The following is a 26,237-nucleotide window of genomic DNA, read 5'->3' as shown; positions in this document are numbered from 1 at the left end:
AAGTATGAAGAATCAAAAAGAAGAAATAGGTATTTTACAAAGAAGAAAAATTGAAGCAGAAATAATAAAACCCATATACGATATTTTAAAGAGAGAGTATGGACTTGAACAGGCAAAATCGATTATTGAAGAAGCCGTAGCTAATGCAGCCATTCAGGCCGGAAAAGATTTTGCCCAAAAAGAAGATGGACCAACCTCAGTACAAAGTTTTGTAGCTCTCCAATATTTATGGGAAAAAGATGATGCACTAGAAACAGAAGTGGTTGTTAATAATGAGAACCAATATGATTATAATGTGAAAAGATGTCGATATGCAGAAATGTATCATGAAATGGGATTGGGCGAAATTGGATTTTTACTATCCTGCAACAGAGATGCTAAATTTATTGAAGGATATGCTCCAAATGTAAAATTAACTCGTCCCCATACTATAATGAATGGAGACGGTTTTTGTGATTTTCATTATAAACTAGAAAAAGGGAAAACAGATATTTCCAATGAATGATAATTTACATATAAATTCAAAGAGACTACAAACGTGGTTAGCCGATTTCGCTACCATAGGAGGTACACCAAATGGAGGGGTACATCGTTTAACGCTCACAGATTTAGATAAACAAGCTCGTGATTTGTTTATATCTCTGGCGAAGAAAGCCGGGTGTTCAATAAAAATAGATGCAATGGGAAACATTTTCGCCAGAAGATCCGGTGAAGATAACCGTTTGAGCCCTGTCCTTATAGGTTCTCACATAGATAGTCAGCCCTTAGGAGGTAAATACGACGGTATCTATGGGGTTTTAGCTGCCATGGAAGTTGTTTACTCATTGAATGACCATAATATAAAGACTGATCGCCCCATAGATGTTGTAAGCTGGACCAATGAAGAAGGTTCACGTTTCGCTCCTGCCATGATAGGTTCGGCCGTTTTTTCAGGTTTAACTTCTTTACAAGATGGTTGGTCGTGTATAGATAGTGAAGGAAATACCATTAAACAAGAATTAGAAAGAATCGGATATGCTGGAAAAGATAATTTTTCAAATTATAAAATCCATGCTTCACTGGAACTGCATATTGAGCAAGGGCCGATATTAGAAAACCATAATGAATTAATAGGAATCGTGACCGGCGCTTTAGGTCAAAAATGGTACGATGTAGAATTCACAGGGATGGCCTCTCATGCCGGAACAACTCCTATGGAAGTACGTCAAGATGCCTTACATGGGCTTGCCGAGGCAGTTCTTGAAGTCAACACGATAGGAAAAAATGAAAAACCGGAGGGCAGGGCAACCGTTGGAATGGTAAAAATTACCCCAAATTCCAGAAATGTTATTTCCGATAAAGCTTGGTTTTCAGTTGAATTTAGACATCCTTCAGAAAAGGGATTACAAAGGATGGATCAACAATTGTTCGAAAAAATACATCAAATAGCCGAGAAATTAAATCTAACCTATAACATCCGTCCTATATTATCCTTTCCTCCCTTACCTTTTGATGATACCTGCATTGAAGTGGTACGCCAAGTAACTAAAAATCTAAACTATCCCCATAGAACAATGGTTTCAGGAGCCGGACATGACTCGTGTAATATTTCTAAAATAGCCCCGACTTCCATGATTTTTATACCTTGTATTAAAGGAATAAGTCATAACGAAAAGGAAGAAATTAAACCGGAATGGATGAGTGCCGGTGCTAATGTTTTATTAAATGCAGTAAAACATTTATCTAAAAGATAAAGAATAAACCAATTAATAGATTAAATAGATTAAGTGGGTAAGGTAGAGCATTAAAGTTCTACCTTTTTAATTAACATTATAGATGAAATCGAAGGTGAAGTAAATATGCTTAGACAATATGTCAGCTTGCAAAAAATTAATTATGACAAATGTTTATATAATGCTTCATGGCATAATCATTGAAATTGCATAAACAATTATATAAGTAATAGTAGTATTTAGTATAATTAATAACCATAAGTAATTAAAGAAAAAATATAAACATGAGTAAAATTATAGGAATTGATTTAGGAACAACGAATTCTTGTGTAGCTGTAATGGAAGGTAGCGATCCTACCGTTATTACTAATGCTGAAGGAAAAAGAACTACTCCATCCGTAGTTGCTTTTATGGAAGATGGAGAAATTAAAGTGGGGGACCCTGCTAAAAGACAAGCAGTAACCAATCCACACAATACCGTATATTCCATAAAAAGATTTATGGGTACTAGATTTTCATCAGATGCAGGTGAAATTTCAAGAGTTCCTTATAAAGTAGTAAAAGGTGATTCCGATACTCCAAGAGTAGATATTAACGGAAGATTATATACTCCACAAGAAATTTCTGCTATGATTCTTCAAAAAATGAAGAAAACAGCAGAAGATTTCTTAGGAGAAACTGTAGATCGAGCAGTAATTACAGTTCCTGCTTATTTTAATGATGCGCAAAGACAAGCAACGAAAGAAGCAGGTGAAATTGCCGGTTTAAAAGTGGAAAGAATTATAAATGAGCCTACCGCGGCAGCCTTGGCTTACGGATTAGATAAAGCTCATAAAGACCAAAAAGTAGCAGTATATGACTTAGGTGGAGGTACTTTTGATATTTCTATTCTTGACTTAGGAGACGGAGTATTTGAAGTATTGTCAACTAATGGAGATACACACTTAGGAGGGGATGATTTTGATGATGTAATCATTAATTGGTTGGCAGAAGAATTCAAATCTGCAGAAGGTGTAGATTTAAAAGCAGATCCAATTGCATTACAAAGATTGAAAGAAGCCGCTGAAAAAGCGAAAGTAGAATTATCTTCATCTACTCAAACAGAGATAAATTTACCTTATATTACCGCTACAGCTTCCGGTCCAAAACACTTGGTAAAAACGTTAACAAGAGCAAAATTTGAACAATTAGCAGCCGATCTTGTTAAAAGATCTATGGAACCTTGTAAAAAAGCGTTAGAAGATGCAGGATTAAAAACTTCAGATATTGATGAAGTATTATTGGTCGGAGGTTCAACACGTATCCCGGTGATCCAAGAAGAAGTTGAAAAATTTTTCGGTAAAAAACCTTCCAAAGGAGTAAACCCTGATGAAGTGGTTGCTATTGGAGCTGCAATTCAAGGAGGTGTATTAACAGGAGATGTAAAAGATGTTTTATTATTAGATGTTACTCCGCTTTCCTTAGGAATTGAAACTTACGGAGGTGTATTTACCAAATTAATTGATGCCAATACCACCATTCCAACTAAAAAATCTGAAACGTTTTCAACTGCAGCAGATAATCAACCGGCAGTTACTATTAGAGTAGGGCAAGGAGAGCGACCTATGTTCAACGATAATAAAGAAATCGGAAAATTCGATTTAGTGGATATACCACCGGCACCAAGAGGAGTCCCACAAATTGAAGTAACCTTCGATATTGATGCTAATGGTATTTTAAGCGTATCGGCTAAAGATAAAGGAACTGGAAAAGAACAATCCATAAAAATTCAAGCATCTTCCGGATTAAGTGAAGCAGAAATTGAAAAAATGAAGAAAGAAGCAGAAGCTAACGCTGAAGCAGATAAAAAGAGAAAAGAAGAAGTTGAGAAATTAAATTCTGCGGATGCAATGATTTTCCAAACAGAAAAACAATTAAAAGAATTTGGAGAAAAATTACCGGCAGAGAAAAAACAACCGATTGAAGATGCGTTGGCAGACTTGAAAAAAGCACATGAAAGCAAAGACATTCCGGCAATTGAAACGGCAATGGAAAAAATTAATGCTGTATGGGCTTCCGCTTCAGAAGATTTATATAAATCCGGTCAAACAGCTGAAGGAGCAAATCCGGGAGCTCAAGGCGGAGGAGAAGGATCATCAAGTAATCCTAATCAAGGGGGAGATAATGTTGAAGATGTAGATTTCGAAGAAGTGAAATAAAAATAGAAATAATACACAGTATAATTGGAAAACCTCAGAATTTTAATTCTGAGGTTTTTTTAATGTATATATAAGAGGAAAAAACAAATTGTACATTTTTGATAAATTAAAAAATTAGGAAAATTCAATCTAGTAAAGGGTTTAAATGATTTTGAAAATATTGGCTAGAAAAATAAAATTTCTACTTACTACCATTAAAAATGCTTAATACCTCATCTTTATTAATAAACATTCTAAAAATCCTTGAATCCTATAGAGGCATAATTTAAAAGGGTTTATTTAATATTTAAAACTAAAAAAGAGTATGTATTATCATAACTCTTTTTTTATTTGTTTTATATGATAAAGAAAAGTTGGTTAGTCTATTAATTAGTCAAAACATGAAAAAACAGTATATTAATGTATGAATATTGCTTTAAAATGGTAAAAAAAGCAGAATAATAAATTATTCAAAGTCATAATATATTTAAAAAAAATAACTGACTATAGATTTAAGTAATTAATAATCAGTCATTTGTTTTAATTGTATTAAAGTTAAATGTGTATATTAAAGTAAATTTTATTATATGAGATAATTGATAGATATGATCTGCATAGTTAAGTGGGGTTGTTAACTTATTTGGATTCAATTTTATATATAATACTAAAAAGATATCAGGCTATAATCATTGCGAAGACTTTTTAGCATATGTTACTTTTGATGAAAAAAAGCAGATGCAATCCTTATTTAAACTTGTAAACAAGAATAAATTATCATTTTATTATTAAAGCAAAATATATTATACAAAAAAAGCCTTAAAAATAAAAGGCTTTTTTTGCGTTTTATGTACAATTTGTTTTTCTAAAATGACACATTTTATTTTTCCAATTATAAATTAAAATAAATAAAAAAAATGTTAAAAATTGTATTTGGTATATAACCAATTAAAAATGCAGCAATATTTGTTAAAAAAATCATTTTAAATTTTTATTTACAAATATTTTTTCTTAAAAAATTAATATTAATTTAATAGAAAACGCAAAATTTGCATGTAAAAAAATAAATTAAGTATCAAATTACTTTATAAGAGAGTATTTATTTATATTTGCATGCTAAATTTAGATATTGTTTATAAAAATATAACTGAATAATTATGCAAAGTTAATTTATTTGTATATTGATCCAATATAAATTAATAGTAGATATGATGTTTTTTTTAACATAATGTTAACTTTGGCACGGTATTTAGTATAGTTTTAACACGAAATTAGCTAAATTTAGGTTCTACTACGTTTTTAAGTGGAAGAATTAGAATTAAATAAATTTTGAATTAAATTATTTTACAAAAAAGAAAATTATGAAAAAGTTAGTGTTGTTTGCAGCAGTAGTTTTTGGATTATCAACTATGAATGCACAAAAAAACAGTATTTTATTAGGAGGTAATGTAGGTTACAATCACACCGAAAACAAATTTGGAGGAAATTCAGGAAAACAAAAATTGGACACTTACGAATGGGCTCCTTATTTAGGATATCAATTTACTGATCATTTAACTATTGGAGCAAAAGTAGCTTTTACAAAAGCGGATTTAGATAGTAAAGCACTTCAAGAATCTAATTTACTTGATGGAGATACTAAAACTTCAAAAATCGGAGGTTTTATACGTTATTCACAACCATTAAGTGAAACTTTTGCAGTATATGCTGATTTGGGTGCAGGTTGGCAAGAGCAAAAAACCAAAGGACATGATGCTTTCGCAAAATATGAAAATAAAGCAGATGGATTTTACATAGGATTTAACCCTGCACTATTCATTAATTTCAAAAATAATTTTGGATTGAATTTTAGCATTGGTGGAGTTGAATACAACCATTTAAAAGAAAAAGGAACAAAAAATAAATCTAACGGGGTTGATGTAACGTTTGGAAATGCTTTCAATATTGGTATTTCTAAAAACTTTTCACTATAATTTAATTATAGGATAAAATTATTTAACGCAAGTTATATAACTAATTAAAAAGAAAAAGCATGAAAAAAATTATAATAGCAACCCTTACCCTTTTTAGTGTGTTGTCTGCTCAAGCTCAAAAGAATTCTATCCTTTTGGGTACAGATTTTAGCCTTAAAAGAGTTAATGGTTATAATGAAGAAAAAACCAATAATGTTACTTTTACACCTGTAATAGCTTATGAAGTAGCTGATAATTGGTTTGTAGGAGCCAAAACCAGCTTATCTTATGATAAACATACTTATGAAAAGCTTCCAAACTACAGTATTCAAGATAAAGCATACGAAAGTAGAATTGGCGGTTTTGTTCGTTATTATAAACCTTTTAGTGAAATTTTTGGTGTATACGCAGATTTAGGAGCCGGGTATCAACAATACCGTTCTGACAGCAAAAAAACTCCAGGTAATTCTATCTACAATGAGGCAGATATGTTAGTTGAAAATAGAGTTAGAGGATATGGATATTACATCGATTTTGCCCCTGCTTTATTTATAAACTTTAAAAATAATTTTGGTTTAAATGTTTCTTTTGGAGGAGTTGAATGGAGCGATACAAAAGAAAACGTAGCCTTGGATTATAAAAATTATAACAAAAGCAAAGATTTTGACTTAACGTTTGGAAAATCTATTCACGTAGGAGTTACTAAAAAATTCAGTTTTTAATTTTATAAATTAAAAAAAATAATATAAAAAACCTCTGATTTATTTCAGAGGTTTTTTTGTTGATTACATGTGATAAATAAGTAAATTTGCTAGTATTTACTAATAAATAAATGTATTATGGCATTATCTAAGATTAATCCAACAGAAACCCGTGCATGGCAATTATTAAAAGAACATTACGACCAAATAAAAGATAAACACCTTCGTCAATGGTTTAAAGAAGATCCTCAAAGATTTGATAAATTTTCAATACAATTTAATGATATTCTTTTTGATTATTCTAAGAACAGAATAGAAGAAAAAACATTGAAATTATTAATCCAACTGGCTGAGGAAACCCAAGTTAAAGAAGCAATTGAAAAACAATTTAGTGGCGATAAAATTAATGAGACAGAAAATAGAGCAGTTTTACACACAGCTTTAAGAAATCGAAAAAATACACCGGTAATAGTTGACGGAGAAGATGTAATGCCTAAGATAAACAAAGTTCTTTCGCAGATGCAAAAATTTTCTGAATCAGTAATTTCAGGCGAATGGAAAGGGTATACAGGAAAAGCAATTACTGATGTGGTTAATATTGGTATTGGTGGTTCTGACTTAGGACCTTTGATGGTTGTAGAAGGGCTAAAATATTATAAAACCAGACTCAATTTACATTTTGTATCCAATATTGATGGAACTCACATAGTAGAAACATTAAAACCGTTAAATCCGGAAACAACAATGTTTATTGTGGCATCTAAAACATTTACTACTCAAGAAACTATGACCAATGCTCAAACAGCAAAAGATTGGTTCTTAAAATCAGCAAAATTAGAATCTGAAGTAGCAAAACATTTTGTTGCCCTATCAACCAATCAAGAAGCCGTAACAAAATTTGGAATTAGTCAAGACAATATGTTTGAATTTTGGGATTGGGTAGGTGGAAGATATTCTATTTGGTCAGCTATTGGACTGAGCATATGTTTAGCTGTCGGATATGACAATTTTACCGAATTGTTAGAAGGAGGAAATGAAGTTGATATACATTTTAGAAATACGGAACTAAATAAAAACATACCGGTAATTTTAGCTTTATTAGGTATTTGGTATAATAACTTTTTTGGCGCTGAAGATGTTGCTTTACTTCCCTATGAACAATATTTACATCGGTTTGCAGCCTATTTTCAACAAGGAGATATGGAATCCAATGGAAAATATATAGACCGGAGCGGTAAAAAAGTTGATTATCAGACCGGACCAATAATTTTCGGAGAACCGGGAACTAATGGACAACATGCATTTTATCAATTGATACATCAAGGAACAAAACTTATTCCTTGTGATTTTTTTGCAGGTGCCCAAACACTAAATAAAGTCTCAGATCATCATGAAAAACTTATATCCAACTTTTTCGCACAAACAGAAGCATTAGCTTTTGGTAAAACGGAAGAAGTAGTTTATAAAGAATTAAAAGATCAGGGGAAAAATGAAGAGGAAATTAATAAATTAAAACCATATAAAATATTTGAAGGAAATCGTCCAACCAATTCCTTTTTGTATAAAATTCTAACACCTAAATTATTAGGAAAATTAATTGCTATATATGAGCAAAAAATATTTGTACAAGGAGTTATCTGGAATATTTTCAGTTTCGATCAATGGGGCGTAGAATTAGGCAAACAATTGGCCAACAAAGTGCTGCCTGAATTATCAGGAGATCAAGAAATAACTACACATGATTCTTCAACTAATGGGCTGATAAATGCCTATAAAAAAATGAGATAATTTTATATATGTCTAAATAAAAAAAAGATCGACTCATTAGACGATCTTTTTTTTATTCGTAAAATCAAAAGTTTACGGTTCACTATAAAAAACAAATTACAGCTTTATCATAGGTTTTTAAAATAATATAGAGTTAAACGCTTTAGGTCTGATATTTGCATTTTATAAATACAAATCAAATATTAATAAATAGAAAACTAAAAATTTAAAATTATGATCAAAGAACAAAACGTAGTGAAAAGCACTTACAACGACTCTTCAAAAAACAAAAAATTAGGTAAATTTTTTGGTGAAATTTTTTCATATAACAGCAGTTTAAAACTATATCATTGGCAAGTAACCGGCAAAGGAAGTTATGCAACACATATTGCTTTAGATCAGGCTATTGATTCAGTATTAGATGTAATTGACCGCTTGGTTGAAACAGCTTATGCTCAATTTGGAGATATTGAAGTAACTATTAAAGAAACTCCTACGCCTAAAGATATTATTAAACATTGTGAGAATTTTTACCTATTACTACAAGACGGTAGAGAATTATTTGTCGATGACTATGCATTGTCCATTTTTGATGATTATCAAGAAGCCATTCAACAATTATTGTTTAGATTGAAAAGGTTACAATAATCATTTATTTATTATTATAGAGTATGTAAAACCTATATAACATAAATTTATTTTGAAAACAAAAACCAAAAAACCTGTGTCTGAAAAAGTAAGGCACATAGAAGCCAACATAGGGCTTAGTGAAGAAAATAAACAATTAGTGTCCGATGCACTAAACAGATTGTTAGCCAATGAATATTTTCTTTATACGAAAACCAGAAAATTTCATTGGAATGTAGAAGGTCCACATTTCAGATCTATACATTTATTATTAGAAGAGCAATATAAAGAAATTGCAGAAATTATTGACGAAGTGGCAGAAAGGATAAGGAAATTAGGTCATTATGCGCTGGGATCATTTAAACAATTCAGTGCAGTAGTTGACTTACTAGAACATGACGGAGAAGAAGTAGATGACGAAAAGACTATATTAGTAGAATTATGTCAGGATCATGAAACGATCATCCGTTTGATCCGGGCAGAATTTATACCAACTGCTGACCAAAATAAAGATGATGGAACCAGTGATTTTTTAACCGGAGTTATGGAACAGCACGAATCTATGGCATGGATGCTACGTGCCTCAGCTAAATAATTATAAATTAAGTACAAAAAACCTCTTTTAAAGAGGTTTTTTTTGTTACAAACCTGAATATTTAGCTATAATTTTTTCAAACCACAATTGTGGAATTATGGTTTTAACCCAAATAGATAATTTTTGGATAGCTGTTCCAAAATAATAATGGGGTTTTAATTTATTTTTTTGAGTAAATAATTTTTCTATAAAGGGAGCAATAGTCTCGGGGTCTAAACCATTTGAAACATCCGCATTCATATGATCATATACTTTATCAAAAACTTTAGCATAGTCAACCGAAATATCACTTTTAATCCTATGAGCTGCTATATCTGTTCGTATGTCCCCTAAATTTACTGTACATACCTCAATACCCGAATTTTTTAATTCATAACGCAACGATTCTGTAATCATGTCTAAAGCAGATTTTGAACCCGAATAAAAACCTCTGAATGGTAGACCCATTTCACTTCCAATCGATGATATATTAAAAATTTTACCTTTATTACTTTTACGCATAATTGGTAAAACCTTTGAAGTCAGATAAGAGGGTGCCACAATATTTAGGGTGAATAAATCTAAAATTTCATTTTTTTTAGCGTTTTCAACAGGCCCAACCATACCTTTACCTGCATTATTGATTAACAGATCAATGGTTGAATTTTTAGCAAGAATTTGATCTAATGCATCATCAACTTCTTTTTCATTAGTTATATCAGTTGGAATAGTAGTAAATTTAGCATTTTTAGGTACTGAACGACTCAAACCGTATACATTGTAACCCTTCTTAAATAAATAATTTCCCAAAGCCAATCCCACGCCGGATGAGGTTCCTGTAATTATAATTATTTTAGACATTTTTATAGTTTAATACTAAACAAAAATAAAATTAATTTTAAAATCTAGCTATCCAAAAAGAAAAAAGGAATGACATACTCATTCCTTTTAAACCAATTAAAATTCAAATTTTAAGTAAGTCTATGAGTACAGATATAGTCAATCAGACCATCAATAGGTCTTCGTAAAGCTATACCTAATTTCATTCCATTTTCAGATAATTTTTTCTCTAATTCATCTTTTAAATAAAAACCGATGGAACCGTTAAAATTGATTGGTACTTGAGTGCAATTATCGTATTGTTTTATATATAAATCGATAAAGGTTTGAATTTGTTTATCAATGATTTGCTGGATAAATTCATGATCTTTGTTTTGAATAATAAATTTAGCAAATGTGGCAAGATAAGCATTGGGATTAGGTTTTTTATATAGATTTTCTTTTATAAAATCTATATCCATATTATACTCTTTCGACAATTTTATTGATAATTCATGAGGAAGTGTTTTAAAATTATAGGCACGAATCAAATCTGCTCCTAATTTATTACCGCTGCAATCATCCATTAAAAGATATCCTAGAGATAAAACTTTTTGATGTAAAAGTTCTCCGTCATAATAACTGCAATTAGATCCGGTACCTAAGATACATACTATGGCTTGAGTTCCCGGAGGCGTGGTTGCATAAACGGCTCCATAGGTATCTTCTTCAACCACAATTTCTTCAGCATTAGGGAAAGATTCTGTTAATGCATTTCTTACAATATCTTTCATATTATCAGTTCCACATCCTGCCCCATAAAAAAATATTTTTTTTACAGCGGGTTTATTTTGGTAAATGTCAAAACGTTCATTTAATCTTTTGATCATTTCCTCTTTATTTATGGCTTCGGGACTTAAACCTTTAGTTTGTGTTGAAAATAGACGATTGCCATTATTATCAATGGCTATCCAATCGGCTTTAGTAGCACCTGAATCTGCTAGAAGAATCATATTTTTTGTTTTTAATTTTAGTTATGTTTCAAAAGTACAAAATAAAAATATTTATAATAAAAATAAATATTCAATAAATGCTGGTTAAATTATCTTATTAGTAATGGTTGATGTGCTCAATTTATTACAACTGATAAGTATATATACTAATGTTTGAAATAGTTAAACTATCTCTTTACAGACTAAAATTAATAAAAGATATCATTGAAACAGTAAATATTTATCAATTATTGATTTAAATCATATGATTAGGTTTAAAAAATAAAATAAATTTAATTTTATACGTATTAAATTTATGGATACTCTGTTCTGCCAATAGAATATAGAGAAATTAAAATTTTGTTAAAAAATTAACATTTACTTCAATTAAGTCAATGAAGTAGTAAGGTTTCCAAGCATCAAAAACACCATTTTAACCTTGATATTAGATAAAATTATTCATTTATAAATATGATATTAATCAATTACAATATTGTTAATTATATGATAATGATATATTTAAATGTGTAATGATTTAAGGTTAGCTTACATCTCTTTGATAATTTATACTATAATAGGATATTTAATTTATATTTGTATAAACACGTTAAACATACATGTTTATAGTAATTTTTATAAAAAATAAATTAAAAAACTACATATATGAGAAGAAAGATTTTTACTACTTTAACAATCTTGTCTCTTTTTTTTTCAAAAGCGCAGCAAAAAGAATTTATTTTAATCGATAATGGAAATGGAGTCAATTTAGGATATTCCCCATTATCAGGTGTAAAAATTATAACTGTTGACGGTTTGAAATTCAAAGACCTTAATAGAAACGGAAAACTTGATAAATATGAAGATTGGAGATTATCCGCAGATGAAAGGGCTAAAGATTTAGTTCAAAAAATGTCCTTGGAACAGATTGCAGGATTAATGCTTTATAGTAATCACCAAGCCATACCTTCAAACGATAGTGGATTCGCATCAGGAACCTATAATGGAAAAATCTTTTCTGCCAGTGGTGCACAACCTTGGGAACTATCAGACGCTCAGAAAAAATTTCTGCAAAAGGATAATTTAAGACATATATTAATAACTTCGGTTCAAAGCCCTGAAGTTGCGGCACGATGGAACAATCAAATGCAAGCATACGTGGAGGGGTTGGGATTAGGAATTCCGGGAAATACAAGTTCAGATCCCCGACATTCTGACCAAGTTACCGGAAATATAAAATCTGAATTTAATGCAGGAGCAGGAGGTGCCATATCTCTTTGGCCGGATGGGTTAGGCTTAGGAGCAACATTTGATCCGTCACTTGTACAAAAATTTGGTAACATAGCAGCACAAGAATATAGGGCTTTAGGAATAACTACAGCTTTATCTCCTCAAATAGATTTAGGTACAGAACCCCGATGGTATAGAATCTACATGACATTTGGAGAAAGCCCGGAACTAACTACAGATATGGCCAGGGCCTATATAGATGGTTTCCAAACATCTTTTGGTAAAGATGAAATTGCAGATGGATGGGGATATAAAAGTGTTAATACTATGGTTAAACACTGGCCGGGTGGAGGACCGGAAGAGGGCGGTAGAGATGCGCATTGGGCGTTTGGAAAATATGCGGTATATCCAGGAAATAATTTTGATACACACATGAGCCCTTTTGTTAACGGAGCTTTTAATCTCAATGGAAAAACTTCCAAAGCTTCAGCAGTTATGCCTTATTACACCATTTCATATAATCAATCAAAAGACGGAAGTAATTATGCAAATGGCTTCAATAAATATATCATTACCGATTTACTTAGAGATAAGTTCGGATATGATGGGGTGTTATGCACAGATTGGCTGATAACAGCCAATGAGGGTAAAACTCCGGATGAATTTAAAGGTAAGCCTTGGGGAGTGGAAAATAAAACCATAGCTCAAAGACATTATATTGCCTTAATGGCCGGAATGGATCAATTTGGAGGCAACAATGTTATGCAACCCATATTAGAAGCCTACAAAATGGGAGTGAAAGAATACGGTAATAAATATATGAGAAATCGTTTTGAGCAATCTGGAATTCGATTATTAAAAAATATTTTCAGGCTAGGTTTGTTTGAAAATCCCTATTTAAACGTTGAGCAAAGCGTTAAAACAGTTGGAAATCCTGAATTTATGCAAGCGGGTTATGAAGCACAAATAAAATCAGTGGTATTGCTTAAAAATAAAAAACGAATACTACCTATAAAAGATAAAAAAACGGTATATATACCAAAAAACTATCAACCTTCCATAAAAGATTGGTGGGGAAAATGGTCTGAACCAAAATTAGATTATTCGGTTAATATAGAGTTAGTTAAGAAATATTATCATGTTACAGAAGATCCTGAAAAAGCAGATTTTTCCATAGTCTTTGTTTCAAGTCCTCAAACTAACAACGATGGCGGGGGATATGATATAGCCGATAGAAATAATGGAGGAAATGGATATGTTCCCATCTCCTTACAATATAACAGCTATACGGCTACAAATGCGCGTGAGCACAGTATAGCAGCAGGAGATCCCGTAATAGATCCTTCAATTAAAGATCGAAGTTACAAAGATAAAACGGTTACCGTTTCCAATTCATCCGATCTATCTACCATATTAACTACAAAAAGTCAAATGGGAAATAAACCGGTCATAGTAGTAGTAAATATCAGTCGCCCTATGATTTTTAATGAATTTGAATCTAGAGTTGATGGAATAATAGCAAGATTTGGGATTGGAGAACAAGCCATAATGGATATTATTTCCGGGAAATACGAACCCTCCGGATTATTACCCCTTCAAATGCCCGCAAATATGAACACAGTTGAAAATCAAAAAGAAGATATTCCTTTTGATATGGAATGTCATCAAGATAGTGAAGGGAATGTCTATAATTTTGGTTTTGGTTTAGATTGGAAAGGAGTTATCAAAGATTCTAGGACAGCAAAATACGGCATAAAAAAATAAATAAATATTTTAATTAATGATTTATCACAATTAAAAAAACAAAATTTATAATGATATAAAATATAAAGCTATAAACAAACTAAAACCACAAAAAGATTAATTAAGTATGAGAAGAGCAGTTAAGTCTCTTAGTGCTTTTATGATTGTTTCTACTATGAATTTGATACAGGCACAAGAGAATAAATCTGATAGTTTAAAAACTAAAACAGATGTAAAAAAAGATCAGAACACATCCGTGATGTTAAATGCCTCAGCCGATAACGGTCCAAGAAATGTAAACATTGGTTTACCGGCAAGTGTGGGAGGAACTACTATTTTAGAAAATGGCTTACCGGTTGTGATGGACTACGTCGTACAAATGCCCGTGAGGGCCTGGAGGTCAGATTCCAGTTTTGAAAAAATGGACGTATTAGATGTTGCTAAGACCGCTATAAGCGTAGGGGATGTGGGGGTATCAGTAAATACTTATACCAATAAAGGAACAGATAAACTACAAGGTAAAGGTGAATTTGTCACCAATTCTTACGGATTATTAAGAGGAAGCTTTAATGTTAGCGGACCTATGAAAAACGAATTTTATTATTCGGTTAGTGCTTATGCTAATATGGATCCCGGGACATTTACATCTGCCTTTTCGCAATTTTTAGATAAAACTCAAATTTATAAAGTATTTATAAATAAAAAATATAATAATGGAAAAGGAGAAATTGGAGTACAATATAAATTTATCAGCTCACAAGCGATAACAACTAAACAAAATCCTTATTACTATCGTTCCAATGGAAAAGTAGATGCTGTAGAAGGGTTCAAATTAGGCAGAGATTCCTATCTGGAAAAATCCGGTTTGGTGCATTATATAGATCCGCTTTCAGGAGAATATACTACTCGAGATATAATGAAAGGAAGTGGAGGAGAAAATCATATTTTCGATATCATCGGAAAAAATAGCCTTACAAATGGGATGAAGCTGGATTATATTTTTAGATATCAATATGCTGAATCCGGATATTTTAATCCGTACTATTCGTCCATAAGCAACCCGGTTGAAGGTAAGACACGTTTCCGTTATGTAGGTTCCGATAATATTTATAATGGAAAAGTACAATCGGTTTTAATGCTTTTCACCCCCCGAGCTCCATTCAATACTTATATGAGCCGCGTGGAATTAAGCAAAAAAACGACTAAACACAATTGGAATATCGGATTTAATGAATGGTATTACCACATCAACAATTATAATACGGCCTCTTATTCCTATTATCATGAAGTGGCTCCAAATCCATCACTGTTAATTCAAGAAAATTACGATCCACTTACCGGGACTTGGACACCAAGAAAAGGTTCAGACGAATTCGGAGGATATAATCATAATGGCGCTATGCAATATTATACCGGAGGAGAAAATAAGATGGCTGTATATGGTACTGAAAAATGGACGCCTTCCGATAAAATACAAGTGGGTGGAGGTGTGAGATTGGAATGGCAAAATATTAACGGAGAATGGTATAAAGGAGAAGACAGAAAATTAGCCGGAACAAATTGGGTATCCGGAAATAAAACAAAAGTTAAAAAAGATTGGATTAATAAAACTTTTACAGTCAATGCACTATGGAAAATCATCCCTTCATTTGGACTTCAAGGAGAAGCAACCTATGGTGAATTGGGTGGAAAGTTAAGTAGTTATGCAGGTGCAGACGACCCGGGAATTAAAAAGTCAAAAATACCCGGAGCTTCTTTCGGAGTATACTTTAACCATGCTTTGGTAAGAGTAGTATCAAAAGTTACCTACATTCAAAGAAGTAATTTTACGAATAATTCCACTTTTACCAATCCAAAAGATCCAACCGATTACATGAAAAAAACTATTAGCTATGACGTTAAAACCATAGGATGGACAACCGATGCCTTGGTTACACCATTTAAAAATTTTCAATTTCATATGTTACTTACCCTACAAAATCCCGAATACAAAAATTACAAATTTGAAGCATATGATGTAAAATATGATTACGATGGAAATATAGCACGAAGCGTTTCAAAAACCATAATAGAATTAGATCCAAGCTATAATTGGAAGAAATTTAAATTTTGGGGAAGTGCGCGATATTTCAGTAAAGAATATGCAAATTATACGAATTCATTATTTTTTGCAGGAAGATGGGAAACTTTTGCGGGTATAGATTTTAAATATAACAGTAACCTGAGTTTTGGAGTAAGTGCAGTTAACTTATTAAACCAAAGTGGAGCACAAGGCTCTATATCTGGAACTAATACAGCTGTAGATCCTACTCCTTATTATAATAAACCGGTAGCAGGAACTTACATCCGACCTTTTACCTTGGAATTTAAAACTAAGTTTAAATTTTAAAAAATAAAAAATGAGCAAGTATTGGATTTATTATACATATAAGTTGGTATTCTTTTTATTCCTTCTAATTCCTTTAAGCCCTATTCATGCACAAGGCAATATCAAAAAGAAAATAATGAAGCTGATTAGCTACAATGTTTACTGGGGAATGAAACAGGACTCAACCAAAGATAAATCCAAATTTGCTGAATGGATTCGTAAACAAGATCCGGATATTTTGGCCTTGCAAGAAATGAATGGATTTACTGCAGGAATTTATGAGTTTGCCCCTGAAGGAGCGAATCCAAAAAATTTAAGAAAATTAGCTGAAAGTTATGGTCACCCTTATTGTGTTATTGTCAGAGAACCCTCTACCGATGGCTCTGTAACTTTTCCGGTAGCTATAACTTCAAAATACCCGATTGTAAATGTTCATCGGGTATTAGATAATAATATTCATGGATATATAGAAGCTGAAATTGAAGGATTTCATTTTATAGTTACTCATTTTCACCCATTTTCATCTGAGAAAAGAGGCTATGAAGTGGATCAAATTTTAGCTACCATTCAATCCAAACCATCTAATGATAAATGGTTGTTTATGGGGGATTTAAATTCAGTTTCTCCATTGGATAAAAGTGCATATAAAGATAATAAACTCAGAAATTTTATACGGGAAGACAGAAAGAAAAGACAGTATAATTTGAATTTAGGCAAAGACAATGAGTTAGATTATACTATCCAGCAAAAAATTCTTGATTTTGGATTTATAGATGCACTTCGTTTATTCCATCCTGAATTTGAAGCGACTGCACCAACTAAATTATTTTATGATCAATCTAAATCTCCCGTAAGATATGATTATCTCTATGTAAGCGGAAATATGAAAAAAGATCTTGTAAAATGTGATGTAATTAAAGATGAATTTACGGATATCTATTCAGATCATTATCCTGTAGTGTTGTATTTTAATAATTAAAATAAATAAAATGTAAATAAATGAAAAACTCTGTACTACTAAACATTAAGTTGATAGTTTTCATGCTATTGACTGTATCAATTAACCCACATGTTTATGGGCAAAATAAAAAAACATCAAAACAAGATAAGACGGTAATATTATATGTTACCCGCCATGGTAAGACTATATTGAATACCATGGATAGAGTGCAAGGTTGGGCAGACACCCCTTTAACACCCGAAGGAGTGGAAGTGGCTAAGTTTCTAGGGGAAGGAATTAAAGATGTTAAATTTAAATCAGCTTATTCCAGTGACTTAGGAAGGGCCAGGCAAACAGCTCGTATAGTCTTAGATACTAAAGGACAAGAAAAATTAGCAATAACAGAAGTACCTCAACTAAGGGAAACCAATTTTGGTAGCTATGAAGGTGATTTAAACTCGAAAATGTGGGGAGATGCGGCTCTTTATTTACACTATAAATCTTCTAAAGAACTTTTTGCCGATATGGCCAAAAATCCTGAAATATTAAAAAGAGCCATGAACACATTTAAAACATTGGAAACCTTAGGAATAGGAGAAAATTATGAAGATGTTAAAACTAGAGGCCAGAAAGCTATTCGTGAAATAGCAGAAAAAGAGGCTTTATCAGGAGGAGGAAATATATTATTAGTCGCTCATGGTATGGCAATTAGCGTTTTTCTTTCAGATCTAGACAGTAGCGGTAAAAAAATAGCAGGAACACACATGGGAAATGCAGCAGTTTCCAAAGTAATCTATAAAGACGGAAAATTTACGATTGAATCTTTTGGAGATATGAGTTATGTGGAAAAAGGAAAAAAGGTATTAGGCAAATAAAATAAATCAAGTAAGAAATTAAAGAACAACTAAAATTTACTGCATTCTAAATAATTGAATAAGATGATTTATACGCATTTACATAATAGTATAAATACTTTAATTTATTGTAATATATGGTTTTCATGAAAAACTATCATTAAGTCGGCTTTAAAATTTTTAGTGTTTGATACTGTTATAATTCATCAATTTCAAAGAACATAAAGCTCTGTATATAAAAAAGAGCAGAGCACGTAACCACTGAAATAAAATTTATAAAAGATGAGAAATAAAAATAGTATATATTCATTGTCAGTACTTTTATTACTGATAAGTACCAATGAAATATATAGTCAAAATCAAACGAAAAATGATACGATAAAAGTAGACATAGAACAGAAAAATGATAGGAATGTCATGTTAAATGCAGCAAATAGTACCGGTCCCAGGGATGTAAATATCGGTTTACCTGCTTCAGTAGGAGGTACTACTATTCTTGAGAATGGATTGCCGGTAGTATTCCACTATTGGCCGGAACTACCTACTAAGGCATGGAGATCTGATGTTACCCTTAATCGTACGGGGTTATTTGACTTAGGACAAACCTTTATCAATATTGGAGATGTAGGTTTTTCCTTAAATACCTTTGATAATCTAGGCACAGATAAGCTTCAAGGTATAGTTAATTTGGAATCTAATCATTTTGGATTAATGAGAGGAAGTGCAAATGTGAGCGGACCTGTAAATACTAAGGGACTTAAATATTCAGCCGGTGCTTATCTGAGCTTTGACCCGGGAACTTTTAAACCATCAATTATAGATAAATACTATGCCGATAAGACCCAAATGTATAAAATGGCCTTAACTCAAGACTATAAATACAGAGGAGGAGAAGGCTCTATTTCAGTATTATATAAATATGTTAATGTTAAAAATCTAACGTATAATTACAGCCCTTTTATGTATGGAAAAGATGGGGATGTAAGTGAAATATCGGGATTTAAAATTGGGCGGAAATCATATCATGAAAGATCTGGAAAAATAACATTAATGGATGCTTTTACCGGAAATTTGGTAGAAAAAGATATATTAGACGATTTCGGTACAGAATCCCATACAGTTGATCTACTGGGTAATAACAAATTTGATAATGGATTTTATTTAAATTATATGGTTCGTTACCATTCATCCAAAGTGGGAATTTACATACCTATTATGGCAGGAGTTTCCGAAGCAAAACCGGGAGAGTATGTATATGCTGATACGGGAGAAGCCTATATGGGAAATAACGCACAAGGAGTATTAATATTAGCAACCAGAAAAACTCCTGTTAAATCTATAACCGGTACCATTGAATTAGGCAAAAAGATTGGAAACCACGATTTGAAAGTTGGTTTAAACGAATGGCATTATAAAGTGGATAAATATGCTACAGAATCAGCAATGTATTTTCAAGAGGTAGCACCGAATCCAAGAAAATTAATTCAAGTAGGAGGTACGGCAAATGCCAATGGAGATTTTAATTTAAATCAAGGGTTAGAATATCATAATGGGAATGAAAATAAATTAGCATTATATATATTAGATAAATGGTTATTGGCGGATAAATTAGAATTAAATTTGGGTGGACGTATTGAGTATCAAGCATTACGGGGAGATTACCAGGACAGAAATTTAGGATTGCAAACATTAACAGGACCTAAAACCGATATTGATAAAGATTGGGTTAATCAATCCTACATGTTAAATGCAGTATATAAAATGACCTCTAAATTTGGTTTACTGGGTGAGGTTAATTACAATGAACAAGCCGGACACTTAGAATACTATAACATTGGAGTTGATCCTAATATCAAAAAATCTAAAATACCAACTGCAGGGTTTGGAGTATATTTTAATCATCCGTTAGCAAGTATAGTTTCTAAGGCAACGTATATTACCCGTAATGAATATCGTTCAACAGTAAATTTTTCCAATCCCAATAATCCGGGAGAAGTGAAAAGAGAAACTACTAATTATGATATTGAAACCATAGGATGGACTACAGATATCATATCAAAACCCATAAAAAACTTTGAATTACACTTTTTAATCACTTTACAAAGTCCAAAATATAAAAATTTTATCGGAGAAGTTAAATTTAAAGACGGTGCAGCAGCTAAATACGATTTCACAGACAAATATGTAACGGGTATTTCTAAAGTTTTATTAGAGATTGATCCGAGTTATGTTTGGAAAGATTTAAGGATTTGGGCGAGTGCAAGATATTTCAGTAAACAATATGCCAATAGACCAAATACAATATATTTTGCAAGTCGTTGGGAAACTTTTGCCGGTTTACAATATGCTATTACCAAAAACTTAAGTTTCTCTTCAACTGTGATAAATTTATTCAATCAAAGGGGAGCTAAAGGAGATATGGGGGATTCTGATTTGATCTTAACTTCTGAAGAAGCTAAAAAGAAGGAAGGAACTATTCTTTCAGGAACATACATCCGACCTTTTACAGTTGAGTTTGGTCTTAAATACTCTTTTTAACCTATAATAATAATTAAAAATAATACTAAATATGACTAATAAAGAAAAAAATTATGCATTACCTATAGCAATGATGTTTGCCCTGTTTTTTATGATTTCATTTGTAACAGGCTTACAAAATCCGATGGGAATAATTGTCAAAAATCAATTTGGCGCATCCAACTTTATGTCTCAACTAGGTAATGCCGCAAACTTTATAGCCTATGCATTTATGGGTATTCCGGCGGGTATGCTGTTACAAAAAATAGGATATAAAAAAACAGCCTTAGTAGCCATTGTGGTTGGATTTTTAGGCGTTGGAATTCAATACTTATCCGGAGGAATGGAAAGTTTTGTTGCCTATTTAATAGGAGCTTTTGTTTCAGGATTCTCTATGTGTATGTTAAATACCGTTGTAAATCCTATGCTAAATACGTTAGGAGGAGGAGGTAAAAAAGGGAATATTTTGCTGCAATTAGGCGGTTCAATAAACTCAATGGGAGCAACTATTGTACCTGTATTGGTAGGGTATTTAATCGGAAATGCATCACGAGCAACCATAAAAGAAGCAAATCCCGCTCTTTTCTTGGCCATGGGGATTTTTGTCCTTGCCTTTATCGTGTTGTTGTTGGTGAATATACCGGAACCTTTTTTAGATAAAAAAGAAAAAATTGAAGGAAAATATAGCGCATTTTCATTTAGACATTTTTGTTTAGGAGTAGTTGCCATATTTATATATGTAGGTATTGAAGTAGGAATTCCCAATACCGCCAATTTATTTATGACTTCTGCACCAGACAAAGGAGGTTTAGGTATTGATACAACTGTGGCTGGAACGGTGGTAGGAACCTATTGGTTTTTAATGCTCATCGGTCGATTAATAGGAGCATCGTTAGGAGCTCGTATTTCCAGTAAGGCTATGTTGGCCTTCACCTCACTGCTAGGGTTAATATTCATAGTTTTAGCAATAATTAGTCCTATTTCATCTACGGTCAGTATGCCTGTATTTAAATCGGATATATCTATAGGTTTTGCAGAATTACCTATTACCATCGTATTTTTTGTATTGTGTGGATTGTGTACTTCCGTAATGTGGGGAGGTATATTTAATTTAGCGGTAGAAGGATTAGGAAAATACACATCAGCAGCATCCGGAATTTTTATGATGATGGTATGTGGAGGAGGAATTTTGCCCCTTATACAAAATTATTTTGCTGATTTATTTGGTTTTTTATCCAGTTATTGGTTGATTATCATAGAATTTGCTTATATCCTTTATTATGCATTAATCGGAAGTAAAAATGTAAATAAAGATATACCCGTTAACTAATCATATTTTTATATAAAGATATATTCCCCTAACATTTTAGGGGAATTTTTTTATAGGTAAAACGCATATTTTAAACTACAGAAATTAAAAAACCTACGAACATTCCACTAAATACTAAAAGTAATTTTTGCCAATTTAAGGAATGCTTCTCATTACTTTCAAATATAATCACAGAAGAAATATGTAAAAAAATTCCGGCTACGATACCCAATAATTTAGGATAAATATGAGGATCTAAGAATGAACCAAAGAAAGCCCCAATAGGAGCTGAAACGGCAAACAAAACCAGAATAGAGAAAGAATATATCCTTTTAATAGGTAAAGAAAATAAAAAGGTAGATAAAACAATGGATTCCGAAACTTTATGGATGCTTAGCGCCCATAAGATATTTGAAGAATGCATGGAATGATCATGAGCACCATGATTATGTATATGATGAACTTCCAATGGAGTTCCTTCTAAAAATGAATGAATAAACAAACCCAGCATTACACTAATCGGAATAACGCTGTCCGTATGATGTTCTGAGCTGTGTAAGTGACCGTGTTCGATTCCCTTAGATAATCCTTCTAAAATTAATTGTATGGAAACCCCGATAATAATCCATATTCCTGCATTTATTCCTCCATCTATATACAAGGAAGGAAACATGTCTAAAACAGTTATTGCTAAAAGCAATCCCGCACTAAACATTAAAAGTTGTTTATTAAATTTTGAATTATTTTGGAAAAAATAAGCTATTCCTGCTCCGATGATTACAGCAGAAATCAATACGACATAATCCATTTATTTTTCAAAAATTAAAATTAGACGGGGGGAATTTTTTTCATCAAATGGGAGGAGTTGATAATCACCGAATACATTTTTTAAAGTAAATCCTACTTTTTTCGCCAGACTTTCAAAATAATTCAGTTTAAAAGTTCTTACTCTTTCTTGAAAATGAAAATTTTTACCTTTGTCTTGAAATGTAATATCTTTTATAATAAAACCATCTTCAATTTTCCTTTGCAGATGAAATAAAATACCGTCTACTTCTTTGTCCTCATGTTTAACAAGCGTATCCATTGCTAAGGAAACATTCATAAAATCCATCACAAATATTCCTTTACTTAACAATTGTTCAAAAACAGATTGAAAAACTTTTAAATTGTCTTCATCATCACTAAAATAGCCAAAACTGGTAAATAAATTGAAAATGGCATTAAAATGGTTCGGAAAATTGCTTCTTCTCATATCTGCAACAAAGAATTTAAGATGTTCATTTTCAAAACGCTTTGCATAAGCAATGCTTTCCGGTGCAAGGTCAACGCCTATAACATCGTATCCCAATTTATTTAAAAAAATACTATGTCTACCTTTACCACAAGCCAAATCTAAAATTTTACTCTCCTTACGTAAGGCAAGGTATTTTAATAAATTTGTTATAAACTCTTGAGCTTCCTGATCATCACGATTTTTATATAATATATGATAATAAGGAGTATTAAACCATTCTGCAAACCAATCCATACCTCAAATTTAATACAATTTTTTTACCTATTAATAACATTATCCCTAGAATTAGTAAGATTTTTTATTTATAATAGATAAGTCTTATTTTAACTTATTTTAATTTTAAAAACCAAAAGATCATTATAGTATATCTAGTATTATAATTTAATAATTGAACTTGAAATATAAATTTATATGGCTTTGTGTTCAGAATACTCGAATTCATGATTTTATAAAACTTATTGGGATTTATCATTTGGTTTTATTTTAATGGTTAGTATTTTTTACTTAGGATTTTTGAAAAGAAAATTAGTTTTTTAGATAGTAGTATATTGAAATATAGTTGGTTAATAAATTAAAAAAAGCTATAATAGACTATTTTTTAAGTATTTATATTTCTAAGAGCTAAAAGGATGTAATTTTTATTAAATATTGATTAACTTAAAGTAAATCAGTAAAAAAGAAGATAAAAATTAAGTTTAATTAAAATTTTTTTAGTATATTTGCGCCTCGATTTGGCGAAAGTAAGAAAATCGTAATAACATCAAGTATAACCACTTCCTAAGCATCAATTTCGCCTTTATCTTACATTGAAAAGCAAAGGAATACAATGTTTATAAAAATATGTCCGAAGAGACTAAAAATTTAGTAGAAGAGCAAGAAACTCTTAAAAATGCAAATGTTGCTCCTGAGCAATTTGACTGGGATTCTTTTGAATCCGGATTAAATGCTGAGGATAGAAAAGAAAAGTCTGAGTTAGAAAAAATGTATGATACTTCTTTGAGAGAACTTGACGAAAATCAAGTTTTCAAAGGTAAAGTTGTTCGTATTACTGACAAAGAAGCAATCGTTGATATAAACTTTAAATCAGAAGGAGTTATCTCTTTGAATGAGTTCCGTTACAATCCGAATCTTAAAGTTGGAGATGAGGTTGAAGTTATGGTTGCTCAAAGAGAAGATAAAACCGGCCAATTACAACTTTCTCATAGAAAAGCAAGAATGCTTAAAGCATGGGATAGAGTTAATGAGCTTCATGAGACCGGCGAAATCGTTGAAGGTTATGTAAAATCAAGAACTAAAGGAGGAATGATTGTAGATGTATTTGGCATCGAAGCTTTCTTACCGGGTTCACAAATTGATGTAAAACCAATCCGCGATTACGATCAATACGTAGGAAAAACTATGGAATTTAAAATCGTTAAAATTAACCACGAATTTAAAAATGTAGTTGTTTCTCACAAAGCATTGATCGAAGCAGACATTGAAGATCAGAAAAAAGAAATTATCGGACAACTTGAAAAAGGTCAGGTATTAGAAGGAGTTGTTAAAAATATAACTTCTTACGGAGTATTTATTGATTTAGGAGGTGTAGACGGATTAATCCACATTACAGACCTATCTTGGAGCAGAATAAATCATCCATCTGAAGTAGTTCAATTAGATCAAAAAGTTAATGTGGTAATTCTTGATTTTGATGATCAAAAATCTAGAATCCAATTAGGAATGAAACAATTAGAACCACACCCTTGGGATGCATTAGATCCAAACTTACAAGTAGGAGATAAAATCAAAGGTAAAGTAGTTGTTTTAGCAGACTATGGAGCTTTTGTAGAAGTTGCACCGGGAGTAGAAGGATTAATACATGTTTCTGAAATGTCTTGGTCTACTCATTTAAGATCAGCTCAAGATTTTGTTAAAATCGGGGATGAAGTAGAATGTGTTATTCTTACCTTAGATAAAGAAGAAAGAAAAATGTCTTTAGGTATGAAACAATTAACTCCGGATCCATGGACTGATATAACAGCAAAATATCCAATTGGTTCTAAACACAAAGGTACAGTAAGAAACTTTACCAATTTTGGAGTATTTGTTGAATTAGAAGCAGGAGTAGACGGTTTAATTTACATTTCAGATCTATCTTGGACTAAGAAAATTAAACATCCTTCCGAATTCTGTTCAGTTGGTGACGTATTAGATGTAGTAGTTTTAGAATTAGATACTGATGCTAGAAGATTGAGCTTAGGTCACAAACAATTAACAGAAAACCCTTGGGAAAAATACGAAGTTAAATACGCTGAAGGAACTGTACACACAGGTAAAGTAGTTCAGCTATTCGACAAAGGAGCTACTGTTCAATTTGAAGACGCTGAAGTAGAAGGTTTCTGTCCATCTAGATTATTAGAAAAAGAAGACGGTTCTAAAATTAAAAAAGGTGATGAAACTGAATTCAAAGTAATTGAATTTAATAAAGAATTCAAAAGAATTGTAGTTTCTCATACCGGAACTTTCCGTGAAGAAGAAAATAGAGAAGAAACTGAAAAACAAGTTAAATCACAAAATCAAACTGTTGAAAAATCTACTTTAGGTGATTTAGACGAATTACAAGAATTAAAAAGAAAAATGGAAGAAGGACAATAATCCTTATAATATAACCATTTCCTAAAATAA

At 31.6% G+C, this 26,237-nt stretch carries 19 protein-coding genes; 15 read left to right on the top strand and 4 right to left on the bottom strand.

Annotation, left to right across the window (positions count from 1 at the left end; genetic code table 11):
* Nucleotides 1-4: 4 nt before the first annotated feature.
* The 8 genes from C4S75_RS09070 to C4S75_RS09035 all read left to right on the top strand — a co-directional run bounded on the left by C4S75_RS09070 (nt 5) and on the right by C4S75_RS09035 (nt 9,528).
* Entirely contained in the window at nt 5-505 is a 501-nt protein-coding gene (locus C4S75_RS09070) for an L-2-amino-thiazoline-4-carboxylic acid hydrolase (protein WP_105297973.1), read from the top strand.
* A complete protein-coding gene (locus C4S75_RS09065; RefSeq protein WP_105297972.1) occupies nt 498-1,733 on the top strand; it encodes a M20 family metallo-hydrolase in 1,236 nt (411 codons plus the stop codon). Before C4S75_RS09070 ends, C4S75_RS09065 begins: the two co-directional genes overlap by 8 nt.
* Before the next feature lie 263 nt (nt 1,734-1,996).
* Nucleotides 1,997-3,910 (top strand): molecular chaperone DnaK, encoded by a 1,914-nt coding sequence (gene dnaK, locus C4S75_RS09060; protein ID WP_105297971.1) that lies wholly within the window; start codon nt 1,997-1,999, stop codon nt 3,908-3,910.
* Nucleotides 3,911-5,247: 1,337 nt separating this feature from the next.
* Nucleotides 5,248-5,859, top strand: coding sequence for an outer membrane beta-barrel protein (locus tag C4S75_RS09055; RefSeq protein WP_105297970.1), 612 nt, complete (start codon nt 5,248-5,250; stop codon nt 5,857-5,859).
* Between the two features lie 59 nt (nt 5,860-5,918).
* Nucleotides 5,919-6,560, top strand: a complete 642-nt coding sequence (locus tag C4S75_RS09050; RefSeq protein ID WP_105297969.1) for a hypothetical protein — start codon at nt 5,919-5,921, stop codon at nt 6,558-6,560.
* A gap of 117 nt (nt 6,561-6,677) precedes the next feature.
* Nucleotides 6,678-8,327, top strand: a complete 1,650-nt coding sequence (gene pgi / locus C4S75_RS09045) for a glucose-6-phosphate isomerase (RefSeq protein WP_105297968.1) — start codon at nt 6,678-6,680, stop codon at nt 8,325-8,327.
* 213 nt (nt 8,328-8,540) lie between these two features.
* Nucleotides 8,541-8,954 carry a hypothetical protein gene (locus tag C4S75_RS09040; protein WP_185150282.1) on the top strand — a complete coding sequence of 138 codons (414 nt, stop codon included), beginning with the start codon at nt 8,541-8,543 and terminating at the stop codon, nt 8,952-8,954.
* A 52-nt stretch (nt 8,955-9,006) separates the two neighbouring features.
* Nucleotides 9,007-9,528, top strand: a complete 522-nt coding sequence (locus C4S75_RS09035; protein WP_255410616.1) for a Dps family protein — start codon at nt 9,007-9,009, stop codon at nt 9,526-9,528.
* Nucleotides 9,529-9,573: 45 nt separating this feature from the next.
* Here C4S75_RS09035 and C4S75_RS09030 read toward each other — a convergent pair whose 3' ends face one another.
* Complete coding sequence (locus C4S75_RS09030; protein WP_185116745.1) at nt 9,574-10,368, bottom strand: SDR family NAD(P)-dependent oxidoreductase; 795 nt, start codon at nt 10,366-10,368, stop codon at nt 9,574-9,576.
* A 110-nt stretch (nt 10,369-10,478) separates the two neighbouring features.
* Nucleotides 10,479-11,339 carry an N-acetylglucosamine kinase gene (locus C4S75_RS09025; RefSeq protein ID WP_105297966.1) on the bottom strand — a complete coding sequence of 287 codons (861 nt, stop codon included), beginning with the start codon at nt 11,337-11,339 and terminating at the stop codon, nt 10,479-10,481.
* Between the two features lie 642 nt (nt 11,340-11,981).
* On the opposite strand from C4S75_RS09025, the gene C4S75_RS09020 reads away from it, so the two are divergent.
* The 6 genes from C4S75_RS09020 to C4S75_RS08995 all read left to right on the top strand — a co-directional run bounded on the left by C4S75_RS09020 (nt 11,982) and on the right by C4S75_RS08995 (nt 22,297).
* Nucleotides 11,982-14,309 carry a glycoside hydrolase family 3 N-terminal domain-containing protein gene (locus C4S75_RS09020; RefSeq protein ID WP_105297965.1) on the top strand — a complete coding sequence of 776 codons (2,328 nt, stop codon included), beginning with the start codon at nt 11,982-11,984 and terminating at the stop codon, nt 14,307-14,309.
* Between the two features lie 106 nt (nt 14,310-14,415).
* The gene (locus C4S75_RS09015) at nt 14,416-16,677 is read left to right on the top strand and encodes a TonB-dependent receptor (protein ID WP_146105603.1); all 2,262 of its coding nucleotides are present in this window, start codon (nt 14,416-14,418) and stop codon (nt 16,675-16,677) included.
* A 10-nt stretch (nt 16,678-16,687) separates the two neighbouring features.
* Nucleotides 16,688-17,635, top strand: coding sequence for an endonuclease/exonuclease/phosphatase family protein (locus tag C4S75_RS09010; protein ID WP_105297963.1), 948 nt, complete (start codon nt 16,688-16,690; stop codon nt 17,633-17,635).
* Between the two features lie 20 nt (nt 17,636-17,655).
* Nucleotides 17,656-18,471 carry a histidine phosphatase family protein gene (locus C4S75_RS09005; RefSeq protein WP_105297962.1) on the top strand — a complete coding sequence of 272 codons (816 nt, stop codon included), beginning with the start codon at nt 17,656-17,658 and terminating at the stop codon, nt 18,469-18,471.
* Between the two features lie 261 nt (nt 18,472-18,732).
* Nucleotides 18,733-20,988 (top strand): TonB-dependent receptor, encoded by a 2,256-nt coding sequence (locus C4S75_RS09000; protein ID WP_221404070.1) that lies wholly within the window; start codon nt 18,733-18,735, stop codon nt 20,986-20,988.
* 31 nt (nt 20,989-21,019) lie between these two features.
* Complete coding sequence (locus C4S75_RS08995) at nt 21,020-22,297, top strand: MFS transporter (protein ID WP_105297961.1); 1,278 nt, start codon at nt 21,020-21,022, stop codon at nt 22,295-22,297.
* 70 nt (nt 22,298-22,367) lie between these two features.
* Here the strand turns inward: C4S75_RS08995 and C4S75_RS08990 are convergent, their stop codons facing one another.
* Both C4S75_RS08990 and C4S75_RS08985 read right to left on the bottom strand, forming a co-directional pair.
* Nucleotides 22,368-23,084, bottom strand: a complete 717-nt coding sequence (locus tag C4S75_RS08990) for a ZIP family metal transporter (protein WP_105297960.1) — start codon at nt 23,082-23,084, stop codon at nt 22,368-22,370.
* Entirely contained in the window at nt 23,085-23,807 is a 723-nt protein-coding gene (locus C4S75_RS08985) for a bifunctional 2-polyprenyl-6-hydroxyphenol methylase/3-demethylubiquinol 3-O-methyltransferase UbiG (protein WP_105297959.1), read from the bottom strand.
* A gap of 606 nt (nt 23,808-24,413) precedes the next feature.
* On the opposite strand from C4S75_RS08985, the gene rpsA reads away from it, so the two are divergent.
* Nucleotides 24,414-26,207 (top strand): 30S ribosomal protein S1, encoded by a 1,794-nt coding sequence (rpsA, locus tag C4S75_RS08980; protein ID WP_105297958.1) that lies wholly within the window; start codon nt 24,414-24,416, stop codon nt 26,205-26,207.
* Nucleotides 26,208-26,237: the final 30 nt, after the last annotated feature.

Origin of the sequence: Apibacter sp. wkB309 (assembly GCF_002964915.1) — a bacterium.
In the GTDB taxonomy this organism is placed as follows: domain Bacteria; phylum Bacteroidota; class Bacteroidia; order Flavobacteriales; family Weeksellaceae; genus Apibacter.
This window is presented reverse-complemented; position numbering and strand designations above follow the sequence as displayed.